This window comes from Novosphingobium sp. BL-52-GroH (assembly GCF_044813085.1).
Classification (GTDB): Bacteria; Pseudomonadota; Alphaproteobacteria; order Sphingomonadales; family Sphingomonadaceae; genus Novosphingobium.
Genome location: NZ_CP171152.1, coordinates 1,851,852 through 1,873,372, shown reverse-complemented (window position 1 = coordinate 1,873,372; position 21,521 = coordinate 1,851,852). Strand labels below are relative to the sequence as shown.

The 21,521-nt window shown below is 60.8% G+C and carries 22 protein-coding genes and 1 tRNA gene; 4 read left to right on the top strand and 19 right to left on the bottom strand.

Going from position 1 to position 21,521, the window contains the following annotated elements; translation table 11 throughout:
* Window positions 1-2 precede the first annotated feature (2 nt).
* From egtD to ACFFDA_RS21570, 10 genes are all read right to left on the bottom strand, one after another.
* Window positions 3-1,001: an L-histidine N(alpha)-methyltransferase gene (egtD, locus tag ACFFDA_RS21615; RefSeq protein ID WP_404479343.1), complete on the bottom strand. Its 999-nt coding sequence runs from the start codon at window positions 999-1,001 to the stop codon at window positions 3-5.
* A 1-nt stretch (window position 1,002) separates the two neighbouring features.
* Window positions 1,003-2,301: an ergothioneine biosynthesis protein EgtB gene (egtB, locus tag ACFFDA_RS21610; protein WP_404479342.1), complete on the bottom strand. Its 1,299-nt coding sequence runs from the start codon at window positions 2,299-2,301 to the stop codon at window positions 1,003-1,005.
* A 163-nt stretch (window positions 2,302-2,464) separates the two neighbouring features.
* Complete coding sequence (locus ACFFDA_RS21605; protein WP_404479341.1) at window positions 2,465-3,145, bottom strand: YoaK family protein; 681 nt, start codon at window positions 3,143-3,145, stop codon at window positions 2,465-2,467.
* Window positions 3,146-3,253: 108 nt separating this feature from the next.
* Window positions 3,254-4,627, bottom strand: a complete 1,374-nt coding sequence (locus ACFFDA_RS21600; protein ID WP_404479340.1) for an alginate export family protein — start codon at window positions 4,625-4,627, stop codon at window positions 3,254-3,256.
* Window positions 4,628-4,727: 100 nt separating this feature from the next.
* A complete protein-coding gene (locus ACFFDA_RS21595) occupies window positions 4,728-5,156 on the bottom strand; it encodes a DoxX family protein (protein ID WP_404479339.1) in 429 nt (142 codons plus the stop codon).
* A 3-nt stretch (window positions 5,157-5,159) separates the two neighbouring features.
* On the bottom strand, window positions 5,160-6,053 hold the full coding sequence (locus ACFFDA_RS21590; RefSeq protein WP_404479338.1) for a glyoxalase: 894 nt from the start codon (window positions 6,051-6,053) through the stop codon (window positions 5,160-5,162).
* 165 nt (window positions 6,054-6,218) lie between these two features.
* A complete protein-coding gene (locus ACFFDA_RS21585) occupies window positions 6,219-8,063 on the bottom strand; it encodes an amidohydrolase (RefSeq protein WP_404482827.1) in 1,845 nt (614 codons plus the stop codon).
* A 92-nt stretch (window positions 8,064-8,155) separates the two neighbouring features.
* A complete protein-coding gene (locus tag ACFFDA_RS21580) occupies window positions 8,156-8,428 on the bottom strand; it encodes a DUF1427 family protein (protein WP_404479337.1) in 273 nt (90 codons plus the stop codon).
* 262 nt (window positions 8,429-8,690) lie between these two features.
* Window positions 8,691-9,527 (bottom strand): alpha/beta fold hydrolase, encoded by an 837-nt coding sequence (locus ACFFDA_RS21575; protein WP_404479336.1) that lies wholly within the window; start codon window positions 9,525-9,527, stop codon window positions 8,691-8,693.
* 81 nt (window positions 9,528-9,608) lie between these two features.
* Window positions 9,609-10,268: a hydrolase gene (locus ACFFDA_RS21570; protein ID WP_404479335.1), complete on the bottom strand. Its 660-nt coding sequence runs from the start codon at window positions 10,266-10,268 to the stop codon at window positions 9,609-9,611.
* A gap of 364 nt (window positions 10,269-10,632) precedes the next feature.
* Here ACFFDA_RS21570 and ACFFDA_RS21565 point away from each other — a divergent pair.
* Window positions 10,633-10,708, top strand: a tRNA-Thr gene (locus ACFFDA_RS21565).
* 339 nt (window positions 10,709-11,047) lie between these two features.
* On the opposite strand, the gene ACFFDA_RS21560 is transcribed toward ACFFDA_RS21565, so the two are convergent.
* The 4 genes from ACFFDA_RS21560 to ACFFDA_RS21545 form a co-directional block, all read right to left on the bottom strand.
* Complete coding sequence (locus ACFFDA_RS21560) at window positions 11,048-11,629, bottom strand: hypothetical protein (protein WP_404479334.1); 582 nt, start codon at window positions 11,627-11,629, stop codon at window positions 11,048-11,050.
* A gap of 49 nt (window positions 11,630-11,678) precedes the next feature.
* The gene (locus ACFFDA_RS21555; protein WP_404479333.1) at window positions 11,679-12,365 is read right to left on the bottom strand and encodes a hypothetical protein; all 687 of its coding nucleotides are present in this window, start codon (window positions 12,363-12,365) and stop codon (window positions 11,679-11,681) included.
* Between the two features lie 192 nt (window positions 12,366-12,557).
* Entirely contained in the window at window positions 12,558-13,127 is a 570-nt protein-coding gene (locus ACFFDA_RS21550) for a GIY-YIG nuclease family protein (RefSeq protein WP_404479332.1), read from the bottom strand.
* 188 nt (window positions 13,128-13,315) lie between these two features.
* Window positions 13,316-13,621: an excalibur calcium-binding domain-containing protein gene (locus ACFFDA_RS21545; RefSeq protein WP_404479331.1), complete on the bottom strand. Its 306-nt coding sequence runs from the start codon at window positions 13,619-13,621 to the stop codon at window positions 13,316-13,318.
* A gap of 558 nt (window positions 13,622-14,179) precedes the next feature.
* Between ACFFDA_RS21545 and ACFFDA_RS21540 the strand changes: the two genes are divergently transcribed.
* Window positions 14,180-15,418 (top strand): reverse transcriptase/maturase family protein, encoded by a 1,239-nt coding sequence (locus ACFFDA_RS21540; protein WP_404479330.1) that lies wholly within the window; start codon window positions 14,180-14,182, stop codon window positions 15,416-15,418.
* Between the two features lie 307 nt (window positions 15,419-15,725).
* On the opposite strand, the gene ACFFDA_RS21535 is transcribed toward ACFFDA_RS21540, so the two are convergent.
* The 5 genes from ACFFDA_RS21535 to ACFFDA_RS21515 all read right to left on the bottom strand — a co-directional run bounded on the left by ACFFDA_RS21535 (window position 15,726) and on the right by ACFFDA_RS21515 (window position 19,916).
* Window positions 15,726-17,366 carry a hypothetical protein gene (locus tag ACFFDA_RS21535; RefSeq protein WP_404479329.1) on the bottom strand — a complete coding sequence of 547 codons (1,641 nt, stop codon included), beginning with the start codon at window positions 17,364-17,366 and terminating at the stop codon, window positions 15,726-15,728.
* A gap of 12 nt (window positions 17,367-17,378) precedes the next feature.
* Window positions 17,379-18,032: a PP2C family serine/threonine-protein phosphatase gene (locus ACFFDA_RS21530; RefSeq protein ID WP_404479328.1), complete on the bottom strand. Its 654-nt coding sequence runs from the start codon at window positions 18,030-18,032 to the stop codon at window positions 17,379-17,381.
* 28 nt (window positions 18,033-18,060) lie between these two features.
* Window positions 18,061-18,888 carry a vWA domain-containing protein gene (locus ACFFDA_RS21525; RefSeq protein ID WP_404479327.1) on the bottom strand — a complete coding sequence of 276 codons (828 nt, stop codon included), beginning with the start codon at window positions 18,886-18,888 and terminating at the stop codon, window positions 18,061-18,063.
* Window positions 18,889-18,993: 105 nt separating this feature from the next.
* Entirely contained in the window at window positions 18,994-19,542 is a 549-nt protein-coding gene (locus tag ACFFDA_RS21520; protein WP_404479326.1) for an endonuclease domain-containing protein, read from the bottom strand.
* Window positions 19,543-19,742: 200 nt separating this feature from the next.
* The gene (locus tag ACFFDA_RS21515) at window positions 19,743-19,916 is read right to left on the bottom strand and encodes a helix-turn-helix domain-containing protein (RefSeq protein WP_404479325.1); all 174 of its coding nucleotides are present in this window, start codon (window positions 19,914-19,916) and stop codon (window positions 19,743-19,745) included.
* 155 nt (window positions 19,917-20,071) lie between these two features.
* Here ACFFDA_RS21515 and ACFFDA_RS21510 point away from each other — a divergent pair, with 155 nt between their 5' ends.
* Window positions 20,072-20,923 carry a hypothetical protein gene (locus ACFFDA_RS21510; protein WP_404479324.1) on the top strand — a complete coding sequence of 284 codons (852 nt, stop codon included), beginning with the start codon at window positions 20,072-20,074 and terminating at the stop codon, window positions 20,921-20,923.
* 23 nt (window positions 20,924-20,946) lie between these two features.
* Window positions 20,947-21,519, top strand: a complete 573-nt coding sequence (locus ACFFDA_RS21505; RefSeq protein WP_404479323.1) for a DUF4352 domain-containing protein — start codon at window positions 20,947-20,949, stop codon at window positions 21,517-21,519.
* Window positions 21,520-21,521: the final 2 nt, after the last annotated feature.

Below are 21,521 nucleotides of genomic sequence, written 5' to 3'. Positions count from 1 at the left end.
GATCACGCCGTCTGCCGGTCGGCCTCGGCCCTCGCCAGCACCAGCGAGAAGTCTTGCTGCTCGTCGGTCCAGTGTTCCAGCACGTCCCAGCCACTGGCGGCGAGGAGCAGGCGGATCTCGCCGGGCCGGTACTTGTGGCAGTTCTCCGTGTGGATCGTCTCGCCGCCGCTCATGTGGAATGCCTGCCCGGCAACCTCGAACTGGATCGCGCGGCGGGCTTCCAGGTGCATCTCGACCCTGCTCGCGCCCTCGTTCCACCGCGCGACATGGCGGAATTCGCCCATCGGGATCGTGCCGTGCAGTTCGCGGTTGATGCGCTGGAGCAGGTTGAGGTTGAAAAGGGCCGTCACCCCTCCCGCGTCGTCGTAGGCCGCCACCAGCCGGCCGCTGTCCTTCACGCGGTCGATACCGATCAGCAGGTGGGCGTTTGCGCCCAAGGTCTCGCGCATCGAGCGCAGGAGGTCCACGGCTGCCGCCGCCGTCATGTTGCCGATGGTGGAGCCGGGGAAGAAACCCAGCATCGCCTGCCCCTTGCGCCGCACGGGCAGGCGTACCGGGTCCATGAAGTTGGCTTCCACCGGTACGATGCCGAGGTGCGGGAACAGGCGCCTTAGGCCGTCGCAGGCCTCGTTGAGGAATTCGCCGCAGATATCGATCGGCACGTAAGTCGCGCGCGGCATGGCCTCCAGCAGGATGCGGGTCTTGATCGAGCTGCCCGACCCGAACTCCACCACGGTCGCGTCCGTCCCCGTGCGCCGGGCCACCGCGGCGGCATGGGCATGGAGCAGCGCGGTTTCGGTACGGGTGGGATAGTATTCGGGAACCTGGGTGATCGCCTCGAAGAGCTGCGAGCCGCGCATGTCGTAGAACCAGCGCGCCGGGATCGCCTTTTCCTCCTGCGAGAGGCCCCGCAGCACGTCGGCGCGGAAGGCGGGGTCGACCGGTTGCAGCGGGAGAAGATCGAGATCGGCAGCGTCGTCGCGGGTCGGCGTGAAGAGCATGTCAGAGGCTCCTTGCAAGGCGCACGCCGGTGAACTGCCAGCGCTGGTGGGGATGGAAGAAATTGCGATAGGACGCCCGGGCGTGACCGCGGGGCGTGGCGCAGCTACCGCCTTTGAGGACGAACTGCCCGGACATGAACTTGCCGTTGTATTCGCCAACCGCGCCGGCCGCCGTGCGATAGCCGGGCCAGGGGCGATAGGCCGATCCGGTCCATTCCCAGACATTGCCGAACAACGAGTTGATCCGCTCGACCCCGGTTTCGGCCCCGGTTTCGGCCCCGGCCTCCGCGCGCGGGGCGACGGCACCGGCGCGGTCCAGCTGGATGCCACCGAGCGGGTCCTGGCCCTGCGCCGCGCTCTCCCATTCCTGCTCGGTCGGCAGGCGCGCGCCGGCCCATGTCGCGAAGGCGTCGGCCTCGTAGAAGGAGACGTGGGTGACCGGCGCGCGCTCGTCGACCGGCTGCCAGCCCGCCAGCGTGAAATGCTCCCAGTCCCGGCCGTGGCCGCGCCAGTACAGCGGACTGTGGACGGTTTCGCGCCGGACCCAGTCCCAGCCGTCGGACAGCCAGAGCGCGGCGCTGGCATAGCCCTCATCAGCCATGAATTCGATCCATTCGCCATTGGTCACCGGCCGGTTCGCCAGCGCATGCGGCGCCAGCCACGAGGGGTGTCGCGGCAGTTCGTTGTCGAAGGCGAAGCCCAGGCCATCGCTGCCGATCGCCGCCAGCCCTTCGGCGCCGGCGATCCAGCGCAGCGGTATGTCCTCGCTATTGCCGGGATCGCCAGGCGGGGCATAGGCAGGGCCGAGCGGGTTGCGGGAAAACAGGTGCTTGAGGTCGGTCAGCAGAAGTTCCTGGTGCTGCTGCTCGTGCTGTATGCCAAGTTCCGCGAGGTCGCCGTGCCGGTCCATCAGACCGGGCAGCGCGTCGATGAGGGCCTCGTCCACATGGGCGCGATAGGCCAGAAGCTCGGCCACTGTCGGCCGGGTGAGCAGGCCGCGTTCGGGCCGGGCGAGCCGCGCGCCCTCGGCCTCGTAGTAGCTGTTGAACAGGAACGGCCAGCGCTCGTCGAACAGGCGGTAGCCCGGGACGTGGTCGCGCAGGAGGAAGGTTTCGAAGAACCAGGTCGTATGCGCGAGATGCCATTTGACGGGCGAGGCATCGGGCATCGACTGCACCGTCATGTCCGCTTCGTTGAGACCCCGGGCAAGATCGCGGCTGAGTGTCCGCGTGGCGTGGAACCGCTCGAGGATCGAATCCCGCACGCGCGATGCATCCGCACGCTTCGGCTGGTTCCTCATGCTCGCTCCTCCCGCTGCCCGCGTGGGCACGCCTGACCTATGCCGCCGCTCGATGCTATCGCGCAGCGGCGGCGGCCTGAACGATACGAATGTATGAGTAGGTTAGTGCGCGGGAGGCGTTGTGGTTCCGCCCATGCCGTAAAAGTGCTGCCCGGCGGGGCCATCACGGCTGATGTGGCAGCGCCGAGGCAGGATCGCGGGCGAACACCAGGGTCGCGCCCAGCACGATCGCTCCGGCAAGCGCCAGCGGCAGGGCAAGTCCGCCATGGAACAGCAGCATCGCCCCGACCGCCGCTCCTGCGAAGATCGACAGGACGGCGCCGAACCGTCGCGCGATGTTGGTTGCCGAGCGGTCCGCGGCGATGCCGGTGATCGTCAGCGTCAGCACCGTCGTCGTCAGGTCAGGCACCTTGAGCTGGCGGACGGTGGCATTGCGCAGGCCCATCGCGAAACCGGTGAGGGCGATGACCGAAAGCACGCCTAGCTGCGGCGCCTGCGCGGCGACGTCGATGCCCAGCGCGATCAGGGCGGCGATCCACAGCAGCGCGCCTTCGACGATCGCGGCCCAGAGCAGCCAGTGCCGCAGCGGTCGTTCCGTATGGGCGCGTGCGAGGTATCCTGCCCCCCACGCGCCGACCATGAACGAGGCCAGCGCCAGGATCGAGGGTCCGAACTTGAACCCCGGCGCCCCGGCTGCCGCAAAGCCGAGGAACACGACGTTCCCGGTCATGTTGGCAGTGAACACCTTGCCGAGCCCGAGTACCGATGCGGCGTCGACGAGGCCGGTCGTGGCGGACAGCAGCAGGAGAAGGCGGGGCAGCGAGGACGATTGGGGCGCGGTCATGGCGATCTCCGGGAAGCAGATGATGGCGCAAGGTCTAAGAGTGACGGAGGCTTTCAAACATCCGAATAAGAAAGCATCATTCGTTCGATGAAATGGAATGGTCTGGCGTCAGAACCGGAAATTGCTTTCGAGGCCGAGCATGTGGATCGTGCTGGCCGGCCCGGTCTCGCGGATGAAGGCGCCTGGCGCGAAAGCCGAGAGCGATGCGGAAAGTTCGAGTTCGGCGCTGGCCTGCCACGCGACGGTGGCTTCCAACTCCTTGCCGATGAAGCGGGCGCGGCTGTCGCCGGCGGCGCGGACCAGGTTGCCCGGGATATCGTAGATGCCGTCCGCGCGGGAATAGCGCCAGAAGGCCGCGGCTGCCACGCTCGCAGAAACGGTCGGGGCGAGTTGCAGGCCCAGGGTCGGGTGGACGTTGACGAGGTTGTAGGGGCCCACGGGCGAGAGTTCGCCGAAATACTTTCCCTTGGGAAACAGCGCATTGAACGTGCCCAGGCGGTGGTCGCCGCGGTTCGTGTCGCCGCTCACCACGTTGGCACGCAAGGTGATGTCCGGCGCGAAGGGCAAGTCGGGGAAGGCGTGGCCCAGTTCGGTGCCCAGCGTCCATGCCCGGATCGAACCGCCGTCGAAATGCCCGAACTGCGCCACGCCTTCGACGTTCCAGTGCCACCGATCGCGGTTGCCATGCCAGCGAGCGCCCAGGCTATGGCGGGTTTCCCGGCCTTCGCGAGTATCCCAGCGCGCGGCATCGTTGCGGTAGCCGAGGTAATAGAGGTCGAGGCCCGGCAACGCGGCATAGGCGCCCCACAGCGCCTTGTCGGGCGAGGTGCGGTCGTCGAAGCTGCCATTGCCGGGCTGGACCGGGCGCAGGGCGAGCAGGGTGACTTGCGCCTTGCCCAGCGTCACGTCGGCGCGCAGGCCGTCGAACGCGAGCGGTACGTTGGGCCCGTAGCGCGTGCCGATCAGCCGCTCGGTGCCCAGCGACAGCATCTGCCGCCCGCCACGCAAGCTCACCGGGCCGAGGTCCGCTTCGACGAAGCCCTGCAGGAGATCGACGCCGGTCTCGTCCACCGGGCCGGCGGAAGGCGCCATGCCGATCGAGGTGGCGGCGATCGGCTGGACGAAGGCGCGGACCTTGCCGAGGTGGAGGTCGGCGTAGGGCAGGGCGCGCAGCCAGACGTAGCCGTCGTCGGGTGCATCGGCGCCGCCCCACAGGTTGTCGTCGTAGTTCTCGCTGCGGGCGCGCAGTTCGATGCCGGTGGAGAGCCAGGCCTCTCCTCCCGTGATTTCTCCGAGCGGGATGTACTTGAACGGGCCGGTCCAGTGGTGGTCGCGCTTTTCGGGGTCGGCGAGGTCGGACCAGTCCTCGTCGTAGCGGGTGATGGTCAGGGTCGGGGCCTGCCAGGCTTCTCTGGTTTCGGCGTGGGCGGTGGCGGGAAGGAGGAGCGCGAGGGCTACGACGCAAACCCACTCTTTCGTCATTGCCAGCGAAGGGAAACCACCCAGGACGGTTTGTGTCGCCCCGGGGTTGGCGCGCGGCTTCGCCGCTCGCAGTGACCGGGATGTGGAAGATGGCGTCGTGTCAGGCACTTCGCCGCCCTCGCCGGGCCAGGATCGCGACCAGTACGAAGCCCCCGACAAGCCCCATGTGCTCGAAGAAGGCATTGGTCGCGGCGAAGCGTTCCGGCCCCGCGGGCATCGCCCAGAACGCATTGGCGATCACCGCGGCGAGGAAGGTGAACACGCCGAGCATTCCCGCGCCCAGCCACACCAGCCGGCCGCTCAGGATCAGGAGGGGGCCAACCAGTTCCACCGCGATCGTCAGCGCGGCCCACAGGGCGGGCGGGGCGAGGCCGAAGTGGGCCTGCTCGGCGACGGCGGCCGGCCAGTCGCCGAGCTTGGCGATCCCGCCTGCGAGGTAGGCGCCGACCAACGCGAGACGGGCGAGGAAAGCGGTCGGCGCGAAGTCGAGCACCGATGCCACGATGCGGGGAGTGTCATCGGTGCGCATGGCTCAACCCGCCGTATCGGAGTGGATCTCGGCGATGTAGCCGCCGGGGAAGCGCACGATCGCGCTCTGGCGCTTGCCTGTGGCGAACGCCGGCACCAGCGTTTCCGCGCCCGCGGCCGTCGCCTTGGCCAGCGTGGCGGTGAGGTCCGCGACGCCGTAGCCGGTCATGTCGCGGCCATAGGGCCAGGGCAGTTGCCCGTCCGAGACGTAGACCACCATCGCGCCGTAGCCGCTGTCGAGCGCGACGCGGCGGATGGTCTTGCCGGGCTCGCCGATCTCGGCGCCGGGGGCGGCCTTGTCGTCCGACACGACATGCGCATGGGCGAATCCGGTCCAGCCCTTGAGGAAGGCGGGCGCCGCGTCGGGGGTCAGGTAGACGCGGTTCTCGGGCACAGAGGCGAGCGGGGCGTAGCTCGGCTTGGCGGTATGCCAGTAGAGCTGCATGTTCACCCCGCCCGGCCACTGGATCACCGAATCGCGGCCGATCGGGTCGGGGAACGTCGCGATCCGGCGCACCGCGCCGTGGCTGACGGCGGACTTCACCGCAGCTTCGATGTCGGTCACGAGGTAGCCGGTGCGCTCGTCGCCGAAGGGATAGGGGATCGGCGTCCTGAAGCCGAACACCGAGACGGTGCCCGAAGGGGTGAGCACCAGTTGCGACTTGGTGAGGCTCTTGGTCGGAGTGACCTGGAATTCGCCCTGCTTGCTGGTGCTGCCGCCGAAGGTGGCAACGAAGCTGGCGACGAAAGTGTCGAACTGGTCCTGCGGCACGTAGACGTGGGTGGTGTCGTACTGCGGGCCGACGGCGTAGTCGCTGGCGGTCGCGGCGAAGGCGGGCGTGACTGCGGGGCCCGCGACCACCATTGCGGCCGCGATAATCAGGGTGAAGGTTTTCATGTCTGTGGCTCCGATGGGAGAGGGGCAGTGCCGCTCGGTCGATGGCGCAAGACCCGTGTAGGTGGGGCGCGGAAATCTATCGATCCGAATAAACTAGACTGAAACGTTCGATATTATCGAATGGTGGTGCTGTGGCCCCTCCCCATAGAGAGGGGCCGTATGGGTTCACACCGCCCAGCAGCCACAGCCGAGCGCACCCCAGAAAGTTTGGACGTCCGCCGCCGGCACGTTGGCGCCCAGCGCTGCGGCGTGGTCGTGGCCGTGGACCCCGCAGGAGCTGGCGCAGCCGCAGGCCGAGGCCAGCTTTTCCTTCGCCTCGGGAGTCTTGTAATAGCCGCCGAAGGTCGCGACCGGCGACCAGTCGGGCATAGGGCGCGGCAGTTCCGGCGCCAGCGGGCGGAAGTCTCCCTCGCCGTGGACCACCTTGCCGCCCAGCATCGTCAGGATAGAGCGGATGTGGACGATCTCGTTGTCGGGAACCGCGAAGAAGTCGTCCGAAAGCAGGGCGAGGTCGGCGAGCTGGCCGGCGATGATCTGGCCTTTCTTGCCGACTTCGCTGGAGAACCAGGTGTTCTCGTGCGTCCACATTCGCAGCGCCTTTTCGCGGCTGACGCGGTTGTCGCCGCGATAGAGCGAGAGGCCGCCCACGGTGCGCCCGGTGACGAGCCACGAAAGCGAGACCCACGGGTTGTAGCTGGCGACGCGGGTGGCGTCGGTGCCGCCGCCCACGGGGATGCCCGCTGCGATCATCCGCGCGATCGGCGGGGTGCGCTCGGCCGCCTTGGCGCCGTAGCGCTGGACGAAGTCCTCGCCCTGGTAGGCCATGCGGTGCTGGACCGCGATGCCGCCTCCGAGCGCGGCGATGCGGTCGATGTTGCGGTCGCTGATCGTCTCGGCGTGGTCGAAGAACCAGTTGATGCCCTGGAGCGGAATGTCGGCATTGACCTTCTCGTAGACGTCGAGCGCGCGGCCGATGGTCTGGTCGTACGTGGCGTGGAGGCGCCAGGGCCAGCGGTTTTCCGCCAGCAGGCGGATGACCGGCTCGAGGTCGCCTTCCATGCTGGGGGCCATGTCGGGGCGGGGCTGGCGGAAGTCCTCGAAGTCGGCGGCGGAATAGACCAGCATCTCGCCCGCGCCATTGTGGCGGTAGGTGTCGTCGCCCTGGCCGGGCTTGACCTGCTTCACCCAGCCCTGGAAGTCGGCCAGCTCCTCCTTGGGCTTCTGGGTGAACAGGTTGTAGCTGATGCGCACGGTCAACTGGTCGTCGGCGTGCAGCTTTTCGATGATGTCGTAGTCGTCTGGATAGTTCTGGAAGCCGCCGCCGGCATCGATCACCCCGGTGACGCCCAGCGCGTTGACTTCGCGCATGAAGTGGCGGGTCGAATTGATCTGGTATTCGGGCGGCAGCTTGGGGCCCTTGGCGAGCGTGGAATAGAGGATCGTCGCGTTGGGCTGGGCCAGCAGCAGCCCGGTGGGGTTGCCCGCGCTATCGCGCACGATTTCGCCGCCCGGCGGGTTGGGGGTGTCCTTGGTGTAGCCCACCACGCGCAGGGCTGCGGCGTTGAGCAGCGCACGGTCGTAGAGGTGGAGGATGAACACCGGCGTATCGGGCGCGACGGAGTTCAGTTCTGCTATCGTGGGCAGGCGCTTTTCGGCGAACTGGTGCTCGGTGAAGCCGCCGACCACGCGCACCCATTGCGGGGCCGGGGTCTTGTCGACCTGGGCCTTGAGCATCGCCATCGCCTCGGACAGGCTGGTCACGCCGTCCCAGCGCAGCTCCATGTTGAAGTTGAGGCCGCCGCGGATGATGTGCATGTGGCTGTCGATCAGGCCCGGGATCAGGCGTCGACCCTTGGCGTCGATGACGGTAGCGTCGGGAGCGGCGGCGCGTACTTCCTGTTCGCTGCCGACCGCGAGGAACTTGCCGTCACGGATCGCCACGGCCTCAGCCTGCGGGTTGGCGCGATCGAGGGTGGTGACCTTGGCGTTGATGATGATCGTGTCGGTCATATGCGTGTCCTTCGGTCGGTTCGTCTGTGCATGGAGCAGGGTGGGCAGGAGCGAGGCGGCGGCCGCACCGGCGATGGTCTGGCGGCGGCTTATCACGCCTGAGCCTTGTCGCTGGCGGCGCGGCAGGGAAATTTGTCTCCCGGCAGGCGACCCAGGACGTGCTTGCGGCAGTCGGCCTGGACGAAGTGAGCCACGTCCTCCGCCGCCCAGACCTTCTTCGCGAGCGGCACCGCCTGCTCGCCCAGCAGGATGCCAAGCAGTCCGATTAGTGCGATCATCGGCGGGGCGGGCGAGCGAACGCCGAGGAAGCTGTAGACGACACCCACCAGCAACCCGGCGGCAAGCGAGAGAAGGTATGGTTTCATCGAAGGATTCCTCGGATTTTGGTGACGGGTGAGGTCGTTTCGAAGGCACTCGTCATCCCGAAAGTGTTTCAGGATCCATTCCGCAGTTCGGGCCGGAACGTTGTCTACCAGCCGCGCTGCGGGTCTACCGCGTCACCGAGCAGCGGTTGCGGCGCGATGGGCCCTGAAACACGTTCAGGATGACGAGTCCTTTTCGGGGGTGAGGTCAGATACGGAGTAGAGCGGGCGGGCCGGGCGATCACGCTCCACCCGCTCCATGTCCTCAGCCCTGCACGAAGGCCAGCAGGTCCGGGTTGATGACTTCGGCATCCACCGTCAGCATGCCGTGCGAGAAGCCGGGGTAGATCTTGAGCGTGGCATCGGGCAGGATTTCGGCCTGCAACTCGGCGGCGTTCTTGTAAGGGACCACCTGGTCGTCGTCGCCCTGCAGCACCAGGACGGGCACGGTGATCGCCTTGAGGTCGTCGGTCTGGTCGGTCTCGGAGAAGGCCTTGATGCCTTCGTAGTGGGCCTTGGCGCTGCCCATCATGCCCTGGCGCCACCAGTTGTCGATGACGGCGGGGATCACTTTCGCGCCCTCGCGGTTGAAGCCGTAGAAAGCGCCGGCGGCGAGGTCCTGGAAGAACTGCGCACGGTTGGCGGCAAGCGCGGCGCGCAGGCCGTCGAACACCTCGATGGGCAGGCCGCCGGGGTAAGCCGCGGTCTTGACCATGATCGGAGGGACGGAGCTGACCAGCACTGCCTTGGCGACGCGGCCCTGCGGGATGCCGTACTGCGCGACATAACGGGCGACTTCGCCGCCGCCGGTCGAGTGGCCGATGTGGATGGCATTGCGCAAGTCGAGATGCTCGGAAACGGCGGCGGCGTCGGCGGCGTAGTGGTCCATGTCATGGCCTTCGCTCACCTGGGCCGAGCGGCCGTGGCCCCGGCGGTCATGCGCGACGACGCGGTAGCCCTTCGAGAGGAAGAATAGCATCTGAGCGTCCCAGTCGTCCGACGAGAGCGGCCAGCCGTGGTGGAAGACGATCGGCTGGGCGTCCTTGGGGCCCCAGTCCTTGTAGAAAATTTCGACGCCGTCCTTGGTGGTTACGTAAGCCATGATGAATTCCTTCGATCGGATGCAGGAGAGGGTGGGACCGCCGGCGGCAGGGAGAGGGAAGCCGCCGGTCCCGAGCTTGAATCAGTGGCCGCCTTCGGACGCGCCGAACATGGTCTTGGCATACGTGACACCCAGTCCGTAGGCGCCGCCCCACTTGCGGGCGATGCCGGTGGTGGAGTCGTACGTCTCGGTGCGGGCCCAGTCGCGCTGCAGTTCGAGCAGGTACTGGAGCGAGGTCATCGGCACGGCGCCGAGCTGGATCATGCGCTGCACGGCGCGATCGTGCGCTTCGGTCGAGATGTCGCCGCAGGCATCGGCGATGAAGTAGGCCTCGAAGCCCTGGTCGATGGCCGAGGCGACAGGGCCGACGATGCAGACCGAGGTCCACAGGCCGGCGAAGACGATCCGGGGCTTGGCGATGCGGTTGACCTCGGCGATCACCGCGGCGTCTTCCCAGGTGTTCATCGAGGTGCGGTCGAGCAGTTCCTGGCCGGGGAAGGCATCGGTGATCTCGTCGAACATCGGGCCGGAGAAGCTCTTTTCGGCAACTGTGGTCAGAATGGTGGGGACGTTGAACGACTTGGCACCGCGAGAGATCAGTGCGGCGTTGTTGCGCAGCAGTTCCGTGCCGATGGACTTGGTCGCGAAAGCCATCTGCGACTGGAAGTCGATCAGGATGAGGGCGTGGTTATCGGGCGAGATCAGCGACTTGCCGGCGGTCGGGGTGGCGGTCAGGGTCATTGTAGGTCCTCCTGTTGGTGGGCCTCGTGGCCCGGTGAGGTTCTTTTCGCGCCAATCCGAACTTCGATGAAGACGGATAAAATGAAGCGATACATTCGATAAATTAGAAAAGCTAAATGCCGCCACGAACGTCTGGGGCAATGCCCGCGCGTCCGCATCGCGGCCCGCCGCATCAGACCCGAAAGTGCCTGTGGATGATACCAACCCTTGGTATGCCCCTCCCATGACAGAGATATACCATCACCGCGGGTCCGCTAATGCGCACCGTTCCGGGAGGCTTTGCAAGGAGAGTGCAAAAAAGCCGCGAAAGGCGATTGCGTCGTGCCCCCCTGGCATGTAAATGGCCCGCCTGCCCGCAAGGCACGCCGCTTTAGCTCAGTTGGTAGAGCACATCATTCGTAATGATGGGGTCACAGGTTCGAATCCTGTAAGCGGCACCACTTTCCTAAAGGCACTTCCACCCAGACATCGGCGGTTTCCCATGGGAATGGCTTTCCAGCTTGGGGAGCGCTTGGGTCAAGGCTGGGCCGTGTTTGGGTGGGGAAATGGACCTGACCCACGCCATACCCGGTCAAAGGATGACGTCTCCCACCACAGTTTGATCCACATGGTTTGCGCACGATCTCCGATTGCGAGATGGGAACGACTTACTGTTCGTGCCGGGGCGCAAGCAACGGTCCTCAAATGGAGATGTATGGATTCATATCGCCTATGGAACGCGGTGCATGGACGATCGGATTATGGATCGTGGCTGGTCACGAGTGGCGGCAAGAGCGCTTTCAGCCTGGAAGGCCACTTGCGGCCTGCACCCACCACCGACGATGGAACTCGTTATGGTCTTCCATCTGCTTGCCCAAGACTCCTAGCCAGCCGCCAGACCACTGTTCAAAGGCGGCCGTACCATCGAGGTTATGCAGATGCTCCTGCATAGTCCTCATGGTGTACAGAGGGTTCTGGGTCTGTCGCGTGACGCCCAACTCGCGAAAATAAGAGCCCTCCATCAACAGCTTGGCGTCACCCCCGTAAGCAAGGACGATGCTGTCGTACTCATGGTCTTGAAGGGCCTCGGCCGCCTTAAGTAGCATTCTGTCCATGCCTGCCATAGATTGCGTACCCTGAACCGAACGAACGTCGATCACTATCTGCGATGGACTGAGAAGCCATTTCCGATAGGCAACAATGGAGGCATCGCTTTCGCCTTCCAGCGCGGTGCTCACGGGCGCACATACAAGGGCGTTCCATCCAAAAATGGCTGCAACTGCGACAATTCCACCAGTGAGCCAAACGCGCCACTTGCGCTTAGCTTTGCCAGTCTCATTTGGTGCAGATACGGAATTATGATCTGCAGATTCTATAGTCATGCAACTCAACCCTCAATTATCTCTCGCAAGACCACGTGTATCTAATAAATTAATGGCTCCACTTTAGGCCTGCAGTGTCAAAAATCATCTGCTGCATGCCGTTTTGGTAAAATTCAGCCTCTACCACCATCTTTTTGGATTTCTTAAGATTCGAAAGGAATCCTTTGGCGCCCTGAATGAAGACCATGTTGTTTGTGCCGTCACTGGCATCGGTGCAGCTATATCGACGGATCGGACCGTCATCGAATTTCACGTTTACATAGCTGTCGGAGAAGCTGTTACAGAGGACTTGGCCGCTATCGACGCCCACAAGGATGTCAAAGCCAAACTGTGGGCTCTGACGTACAAGAACTTTTCCATCTTGATCCCCGTATGGAAACCCGAGACTGAGGGTGTTGGAAGCGCGAAGGCTGGCGTAATATGTTGTCCCGCCGCGCATCTCGTCCTTGTCCTCGCTGTACGACCAAGCGCTTTCGGGCTCGGCAGGTACCGTCGTTTCGGCTGCCGCAGACGTACTCTCCCCAGAAGAGGTCTTACCTGATCCGGTTTTCGTAGCTTCTTGTGCTTCGAAGGTCTTTTTGAGCTTCTCTCCGGTGCTTTGCATACCTGCGATCCCGATGAGGATGAATGCCACGAAGGCGGCGATGCCAAAATGCCAGCGCTTCCAGCCATTAATGTATGGCTTAAATATACCGACCACTGCGGCGATGAAGATCAGCGTGAAAAGTACGCTCAATGGAGCCCCCGTTGCTACTTGCACATAGGGCTAGGGTAAAATGCGTAAAAGCTCCATGAAGATTGGGAGGGTGCCACACGGTCAGATTAGGATTTGAAGCAGGTATGGCGCAGGCATCAGTGCTTTTGATCTGAATAATTGCGTCTCAGTCCCGCGATTAAAATTTTGTAATCGCGCACGGGTCTAGCTACGTTAATTCCATGGCTGCTCTATCGGCCCGTCACACAGCCAGATCAATTTCACAGCAGCTTCGGTGATATCGGCCAGATAGGATTCCCGCGTAAACTGTTGCTCAGCGTTCCGAATCCAAGGTAGCCGCACTTGGTTATGTCGAAATTCGGCATGTAACTCCGCCTCAAGCGCGCCAGCTTCTTGCGCCCAGCCATATGCACGAAGCTGCCAATCATCGTGACCGCCCCAGCCTTCGATGTTGGCTTGCTTGATGCGTTTCATAGGGTCGGATGAGAAGCCGAGCTTCATATAATGACCGCCTGCGCCGGAGGCGGCGTATAAGTATCCGCTTAGCTTTGATCGCAGCATATGTGCCACGCTCTGAGGATTGCAGATGAGGCAGCTTCCAAACCGATTGCGTAAAACATGGCCGTTCAAACAACGAGTGACGCCATACGCAGCCCACTTCTCATCAGATTTCATTATGTATTTGTAGATTTGGCGAGGAAGCCCTTCTGCATCAAACAAACGATCGGCAGGTATGCCGTGAATTTGACAGAAAATTCTTGCTGACTTCTCGAGCTTTGCCATCGCCACCTCCTTCGATGACGGAAATAATATTGTAGACAACCTCTAAGTCAAAGGTGCGGGATTTTCTTTGCTAAGTAACTGTTTAATAGAGATTAAGAGGCAACTTTGTCAGGGTTAATAATCGATGTTTAAAGCGACCGTGTCCTGACACAAGGGGGCATGGAAAGCCGCCGGTTCGGCTGTGGCGCTCAAGGGTATGGCTCGCAAGCTATCCCATCGCCGTCGCCGTCCATGCTTTCGGAATAGCCCGGCTCGTAGCTATACAGCGGGTCCAACCCTCTGGCGCGAACGATATCGCAGCCGGGGAACTGGTAGCCGGGAGGAAGGGCATCGAGGATGGCCTCTCGGGCTTGATGTGCCTCATAGGCGTTGAGTGCGAAAGCCGCGCCCACCCCGACGAGCACGGCAATGCCGAGGTATCGGATGATCTCGCCTGTAGTGGTCGGCCAGCGAAAATCGCCACTTCGCCCAGCCCTGCTGTAATTCTTCCCCATGCTCGCAGAATGCAGTGTGCCGATTGCGGAAGCGTTAAGGATCGCGCCGAAGCGGCGCCATCTTCCACCCGGACATCGGCGGTTCCCCACGGAAAGGGCTTTCCAGCTTGGGAGCGCTTGGGTCAAGGCTGGGGTGTCTTCGGATCCACAGTGAGCTCCCTCACCACCTTGCCAACTTCTTTTTGTTTCAAATTAGGTCGGTCGGCAGAATGGTGCTCACGTCCGACCACTTGAAAAAGCCTTAATGCGCTCTTAGCTTTGGAATGTCCCCGGAATTGGCCGGTGGATTCGATCGTTGCAACGTGCAACCCTGATGATGATAATAATTATGGCCATGCCATGATATATAGCGTCAGCGGTTTCGCCGCGCGGACAGATGAGCATTGCTCGGACCTCCTCGATCATACGATACCACATAGCGTTTCAGACTCGCGCCGAAGAGCAGCCTCACAACGGGCTTAACAGGGGTGGATTGTGGTGTGCGTCCGGGGGCGTCCAGTTAACTGGGGTCTCGAGTCAAGACTGGCCCCCGGACTCTGCTAGTGATATTCGTTCGGAATGAATAAGCCTGACTGGTATCGTCCGCGAGGATATTTGCATTTCGACGTGCCGGTTAAGCCGGACTTTGCAGCGGCGTTGTCTCCGGCAGGTGTTGCGACCCACGTGTGGTCACCGTTGATTCACTACACCAAGGTCGAAAAGCGCTATAAGCTCAACGAGCGTAAAACGGTGCCGAAGGAACGGCCCATTATGTTTGCGTCTCATCGAGACGCTTGCATTTTGTCGAAATATTCGGCCCACCTCGTCGCGCGCCTCGACGATTGGTATGCGGCTACCGGCCTGGATGATACCGTCATCGCCTATCGTTCATTAGGGCAGTCAAACTACCATTTTGCAAAGCGTGTTGAGGACTTTGTTCGCAGCCACCCTTCCCTTACCGTCATGTGTTTTGATGTCACAGGGTTCTTCGACAACCTTGACCACAAGCTGCTCAAGGCGAGACTCAAAAGCATCTTAGACTGCAACGAGCTTGACCGAGATTGGCTTTCCGTCTTCAACGCGGTCACCCGCTACCGCTATGTTGAGCTTGAAGAGCTGAAGAAATACGACCATCTGAAACAACGAATTAAGTTACGTAAGCAGCATCCGCTTGCCACAATTAGGCAAGTTAAAGACCTTGGCGTAAGAATTGAGAAAAATCCCTCGAAAGTAGGAATTCCGCAAGGAACCCCCATAAGTGCGAGCCTTTCCAATCTTTACATGACTGAATTTGACGTAGAGATGGAAAAGGAAGCTCGTAAACGCGGGGCTTTATATCAAAGATATTCTGACGACATCCTGATTGCTTGCCCCAAAAGCCGTTGGAAGGTGCTCCATGCACTTATCGAGGAGAAGTTAGAGGAAAATGCTCTACAGCTTCAAAGATCAAAAACCGAAATTGTTCACCTTCATGGCGAGAGTGCCTTAAGCTTCCAGTATCTTGGCTATCAACTTGGACATGTGGACGCACGCTTAAGGCTAAAATCTCTTTCGCGTCAGTGGCGAACCGCCAAGCGTGCGATTAGAAAAGCCGAGCGGGTAGGCCTGCGAGCTATTGCGGAAGGAAAAGCGAAGCAGATTTACACGCGTAAACTACATATCCGGTTCACCAATGCAGGGGCCAGAAATTTCTTGGCTTACGCAGAGCGATCGGCGGATACGCTGCAATCTCCGAGCATCCGGAAGCAATCGAAGCGCTTACGCAAATTTGCGCAGCGGGAGTTGGCACGTCTTCGCGGCAAGCCAAGCCCAGTCTAAAAAGACGTGGAAAATTGTTAGTGCCCTGCGATCGTGGGGGGAAGGGCTTTTCTGGTATCCGTGCGAAACTTCCGTCCAGGATCGGGCCTTCAGACCACCGGTTCCTGCATGGCCGGTACAAGGACAGATGTACTTATCCGGCGAAGGCGCTCTGTCGCCTGTCGCTGATCGGCGCGGCCCGAGAAGTTAGCCATGTCGCAAGCGCTGAGGTTTGCGAGATGGCTACGGGATGTGCAGTGGGTCACCCGAGCTGTCTGTCTGCGATATAACTAATAGAGGTGTATGGCGCTTCTAGGCTCTGCGCGCACTACCCACTCATCGCCAGGAATATAACAAAAACAATCGCCGCAAGTACCCACCAACCCCACGAAGATTCTGTTTGAGTATTTGCAGAGGGTGTCGGATGGCTAGCGCGAATCTGTGGTTTTGCCGGATTTACTGGAGTTGCCGCCGGAGCTCTCTGGAGCGCGCTCAGCAACGCTTGGTTATTTGATTGAGAAACCGTGGTCTTGGGTGGGAATTTAGCATGCGTCGGGGCTTTAGTAGCCCTTGATGCGGAAGTTGACGAGCTACCAAGTCCGGCAAGAATATCGCGATTAGAGGTAGCGGTCCGGGTGACCACTCGCGGACTGCTGAGCCGGTGCCGAGCCTCGCTTTGCGTGATCGTCCGGAGTTGGCTCTTGCCATTAATGGTTATTGAGACCGAGGTGCCATACTTGCTTGAGGACCATGCGGGATCAACAAGCCCCTGGATGCTGAGCCACTTCCCTACCCATGTCTCAGAGGGAGCAGGCGTCAGTTTTGCCATGCCCTCGCTCCAGATATTCAGTTTTACCGCTTGCTTTGACTGATCGAGCAAAAAGACAAAGCAGAATGGCTTCCCGTAACGGGTCTTGCCGACATGTACCTTTGTGACTTGGCCGACCAGCTCGATGCGGTTACCGACCTGCTGGCTGACAAGTGCGAAATTTGATGCATCCACGACGTCATAGGCGCCCACATAAGCCGCCGCTTGGACAACGACTTTGGCCTCAGTAGGGGAGCGGATAGTGACCACGGCCGGCGGAATGTTCGCACCAGACAAAAACTCGCTAAGGGTCGGAACCGACTTCACTGAAGAAGCACAGATACTGGCGAGATGAGCGGTGTCGCGAGCCAGAGCAGGAATAGCCCGTAGATCAGCGAACGCTGCAGAACTTCCCGGGTCCATAAAATCGTTGGCGGTTAAAAGAATATTCTCGCCGTTTGAGTATTTAGTGAACAGCTTCGAATTTTCGGCGATAGCCCTGAGGCTAAGGTCCAACACGATAAACGAGAAGCGGTCCATTTCTGGCCCGAAGTCGGAGGCCGAGCGCTTCGGGTGCTGAAAATGCTTGTGGCCCAGTTCGGCGCCTTGGCCCTGGGGAAGCGTTGGCACATATACGCCATCGTAGTCGATGAGCTTGAGGCCCGATTTGACCAAGACGTTACCATTTTGCAAATCGCCGTGAGCGATGCTCTTGCCACGCAGAAACTTTTCAAGCTCGGTGAACTGCGCGCGGAGTTGCACCATACGCGCAGGGTCCGCGTAATTGTCTTCTAAGAATGTTCCGAGGGTATCGCCCTCGACCCAATCCATTTTTACGATTGGATAGCGAACCCCATTCACAAGGACGCCGGCAGGCTGATATTCGAAACCTACGAAATACGACCCGCCAGCCGCTCGAAGGCCCTTATCGACCTGCAAGTATCGCGCTTCGAGGCCTTTCGCTTCCTTATGAAAGCACCTTACTGCGTACTTCCCGCCTTGACCTTTCGCTGTGTACGTTAGTGCAAAACCGCCGCCGAGTGCGATGGGAAGTCCCATGCCATTCGTGGCGATCTTTGCAGTTTTTAAAGCGGGGTCGCTGAAAGCGTTCTGGGGGTGTTGGACCACGTCATTGTACTGGTCCATGGTGGGGTAGGACACTGGGCTCGTCCTTCAACCGATAACAAGAAGAGTGGTGTCGTCTCGGCGCATTGTCCCCGCCGCTCGGGCGTTTTCGACAAGAGCGACAAAATGCTTTCGTTCGCGCAAAGCACGGAGTTCAGCCATCCGTTGGTGACGGTCGGTCAAGAGCCAGGCTCCAAGGGCATCCGTCATACAGAACAGTGTTTGCCCGCTCTCGATCTCCCAGTGCGCTCTCAGGTCGCCCTCCAGAATCCCCTCGTTCTTGCTGGCGATCGTGGACAAAAGAAGGGGATTGGATCGAAACTGCTCCGCCTCCTCGTAAGGGAATGTCTCCAGCACTGCTTCGCCGTTGTCGAGAACGGCGAGCGAATCTCCGATCCCCAGTAATGACACCCCATTGGAAGCAATTTGGACACCTAACAGTGTAGCGAAGCTACCACGATCGAAGGCGGCCTGGGCGCTCCAAGACATGCTCTGCCGATCAAAGGACGACTGGTAGTCGGCAACCGCATCCGCCAGCCAATCGGCGTCCACAGCTGGGTTTTTAACGAAGCGGCCAACAAGCAGCCGTGCCCATGGGCCAGACGCAAACGATTCGGAGGCGCCATCGCTGATTGCAAAAGCGCCCCCAGACACTTTGTACGCATCCTCATTTAAATGAGGCTCGTCCGCCTGCTTGCCCACCGTCCATCGCCTGAGAGCCCTCACGGCATCACCGCAAATTGCTGGCGCGTGTGCCTATGTCGAAGAAGTCGACGATCGCCTCATACCCGGCCTTATATCCGAAGAAACGCGCCTCGCTGCTTACAGATTCGTACCCCTTCTCGCGAGCGACGTCGACAAGGTGGGCTGGAAACGGGCTAGAGATCCGGAAAAGCAGGCGACCATACTCATCCAACCCCGTGTCAGATGCCGGGAAAACGACGGGCTGACCACCGGATGTCGAGATGTGAAGGTTGAACAGGAGACACTCGCCGTCGTCGGTAGCCATTTGTCTTAGCGCGCCCGCCACCTCTGAAGGATCGCCATCAGTCGAAGCGCCGTCGGTCACGTGAATGATAGTTGGCGGATAAGATGTCGGATGCGCATCGCACCATTCCACGATTGCTTCTGCAGCCGTACGCATAGCGGCAGACATGGGAGTACCGCCGGAACTCGTGGCATCGAACCAAACGGGGAATTTTGTGGGCTGATCGACCAACCCCCCGGCTCCGTCAGGAACGCGTTTGACCCGCTCCTCTATCCTCAAGGGGTTTGCTTCGATGTCAGAGAGTGGATGGAGAATCTTGCCGCTCAACGCCCCTCCGAAGCCTGGGCTCACCGATGCACCGTACCCGATGACTCCAACGTCGAAGTAATTTCGAACTCCATCCGCACGGGTGCAGCGGATAATTAGCTGGTATAGACTTTTGTTGAGCACGTCGGCTACGAATTGAGCCTTGGTCTGCTCCGTTTCCATCCTCTCATCCATCGAGCCGGATTGATCGATGATGAAGAGAAAAGCTGATGGGCTCGTCCTGCTAATTTCCGCCGTGTACATGAAATCCCCTGCTCAAATCTGTTCGCATCGACCTGGCACGTCGACTCTTAAAAATGCGCTAACCTTAAGCCTGCCCCTTGTATGTCACCTATCGGTGCAAATGCCCTACCATAATATATTTGTGCAGTGAGCAGTCGGCGGCTTTGTCTGCGGGCGCTGACGGATCGCTGTTCGGATTGAATTCATTGCTACCTGTGGCTCGTTGAATACGACTTTTGCAGGCACGCGTAGAATTGAATAACGGAGAGACTGAAGGTACCTGTCGCGCTCGCTATCACGCTTCAATGCTTCGGCGGAGGAATGATAAGCAGCTCCGTCCACCTCCACGACTAACATGTCATTTACAAGAAAATCCAAGCGGTACGGTTTCACACGAACTTGCAAACTGAGCTTTATCTCGCCGATCAATGATCCTTTGTCAGGCTCAAGGCGGAATGAGGAAATCGCAGACTGGAGAAACGCCTCCTCTGCTGGCGATTCGCAGTACTGTAAAAAGTCAGCCTGCCAGCAAGGGTCGTTGGCAGTGGTAATCCAGCGCCGGACAAACCACTTATCCGCATCAGCGCTACTCCGGTAGTCCGATAGAATCCGATTTTGGGCGGCTTGATTCAACGCCTTATCAGCGGCCGAAACGATTTTAGAAAACAAGCTCATATCGCCTAACTCGCGGTTTCGTCTTAATTTCTTATCAACAGCAACATATCGTCCGCCTATGCATCAAACAGCAACACGCCAATCGAGGTACCTTATAAGGATATGATATATTGTATCGTTTTCTTTCGTACATTGGGCTGATTGGATTTGGCAGGGGGCGGTGCCGTCGGTTCGATCAGCGGTACTAACCCCAAGTCACCTCAATCCAGCAAATCGCCCAAACCGCATTTTAGCGCCGAGGCAACACGTTCCACGACGATGACAGTTGGGTTCTTCACCTGACGCTCAATGCCGCTGATGTAGGTGCGATCGAGTCCTGCCTCGTCAGCCAAAGCCTCCTGCGACCAGCCGCGCTCTTTGCGCAGCCGTTTCATGTTGGTCGCTAATCTTTGCCGGACGTCCATCCACCAGCATCAGCAGGAATGAAGACGATCCGACCACGGACTATGAATCTCATTTTTACTGGCAATCAGTCGACGTTCCGATAATCCCATCGGCGCGGTCGCAGCCCCATGTCGAAGGATTGAGTATGAAATACATGATCGTATGCGCCGTCCTGGCGCTCGCTTCCCCCGCTGTCGCTCAGCCCACTGTCGAAGAGTTGAAGCGAAAGACGGCCGACATTACGAACCTCATCAACGCAGAGAACGCCAAATCCGACCTGTGCAAACGGTACGTCGGCACGGTGGTCACGCCGACCTCATTCGACGCCTTGGTGCAGGGCCTGCCCAAGATCGCGGCCAAGGGCGAATACGAAACCACGGCACAATACGAAGCGAGGAAGTCCGCCACCCTTTCGCGGGCGACCGGGCTGTCCGTGTTGGTGGTGCCCACGGATCGGGACTACGCGCAGTATGTTGCCGATGACCAGGCCCTGTTTGTCCAGGCAGGAGCCTTCCAGGCTGGGGAATATAGCCCGAATGCCAAGGCTGTTATCGCGGCATGGTCGGCGCTGGGTGACGAAACACCAAAGGGCATCGGGCTCTTCATAGCCGAGAAGGAACGCGTTCTCCGGACATACAATGCTCAGAACGGTTTCGGTGCGACATTCCGCGTGTCGGTGATCGACCGGGACACCAAGGCGCTGCACCTCACCACAGAAAAACTCTTCCCCTTCGCCCAGTGGAAATCGTCGCCCGTCATGGGTCTGGAACTGCCGCTTGCGAAGGCACCCCAAGTTCGGCAGACGTTCAAAGTCGCCTTGGTGCTGAAACCAGTGGCCCCTTACGTCCGGTCCGATTTCTTCGACGAAGCTCCGCCTACCGCAGACAGCCCAGAGAAAGCCAACGATCGCGTCACCTTGCTGGTGGCCGAACCCAAGTGTGGCCTCGTTCTCGACAGCACCATGCACGTCCTCGCGTCAGCCGACGTCGGGCAGTGATCACTCTATCAGGAGAAAGACACATGCGCACCACTTTGGCCGCTCTGGCCCTCTTGGCGCTATCGAGCTGTGGCCCCGACATGCCGGTCATCGAGGCGACCGAAGCCAGCACGAGCGAAAGCTCCCTGCCAACCATTCCTTTCGGAGAGGCGCGCCTCGGCGGAAATCTCGAAATCTCCGTGAACTCGGTCGAGGAACGATCGGCGGTCGGCGTGTACGGGATGGGGCCCAAGCTCAGCCCCGGCGAAACGTTCGTCGTCGTGCGCTACACTCTGAAGAACACCAGCAAAAAGCCGATCGAAAGCTTCAATCTGCCGGGCGTGGAATTGATCGACGGCCAGGATCAGGCCTACGCCGAAGACAGCGAAGCGGAAATGGTCGAGGCGATCAAGAACGAGGATAGCTCGGGCGCGCTGAACCCCAAGGTGTCCGCGAAGAAGACAGCCGTATGGAAGCTCGACAAGGCTTCCTTCGATAAGGCGACATGGCGGCTGAAGGTGCCGCTCGATCAGACCTTGGAAGCGAGAGTGGACAAGGTGGCGAAGTGGCCGATGGACGCCAACGCTCCCCGCCCCCTGATTTTCGCTTTGAAATAACC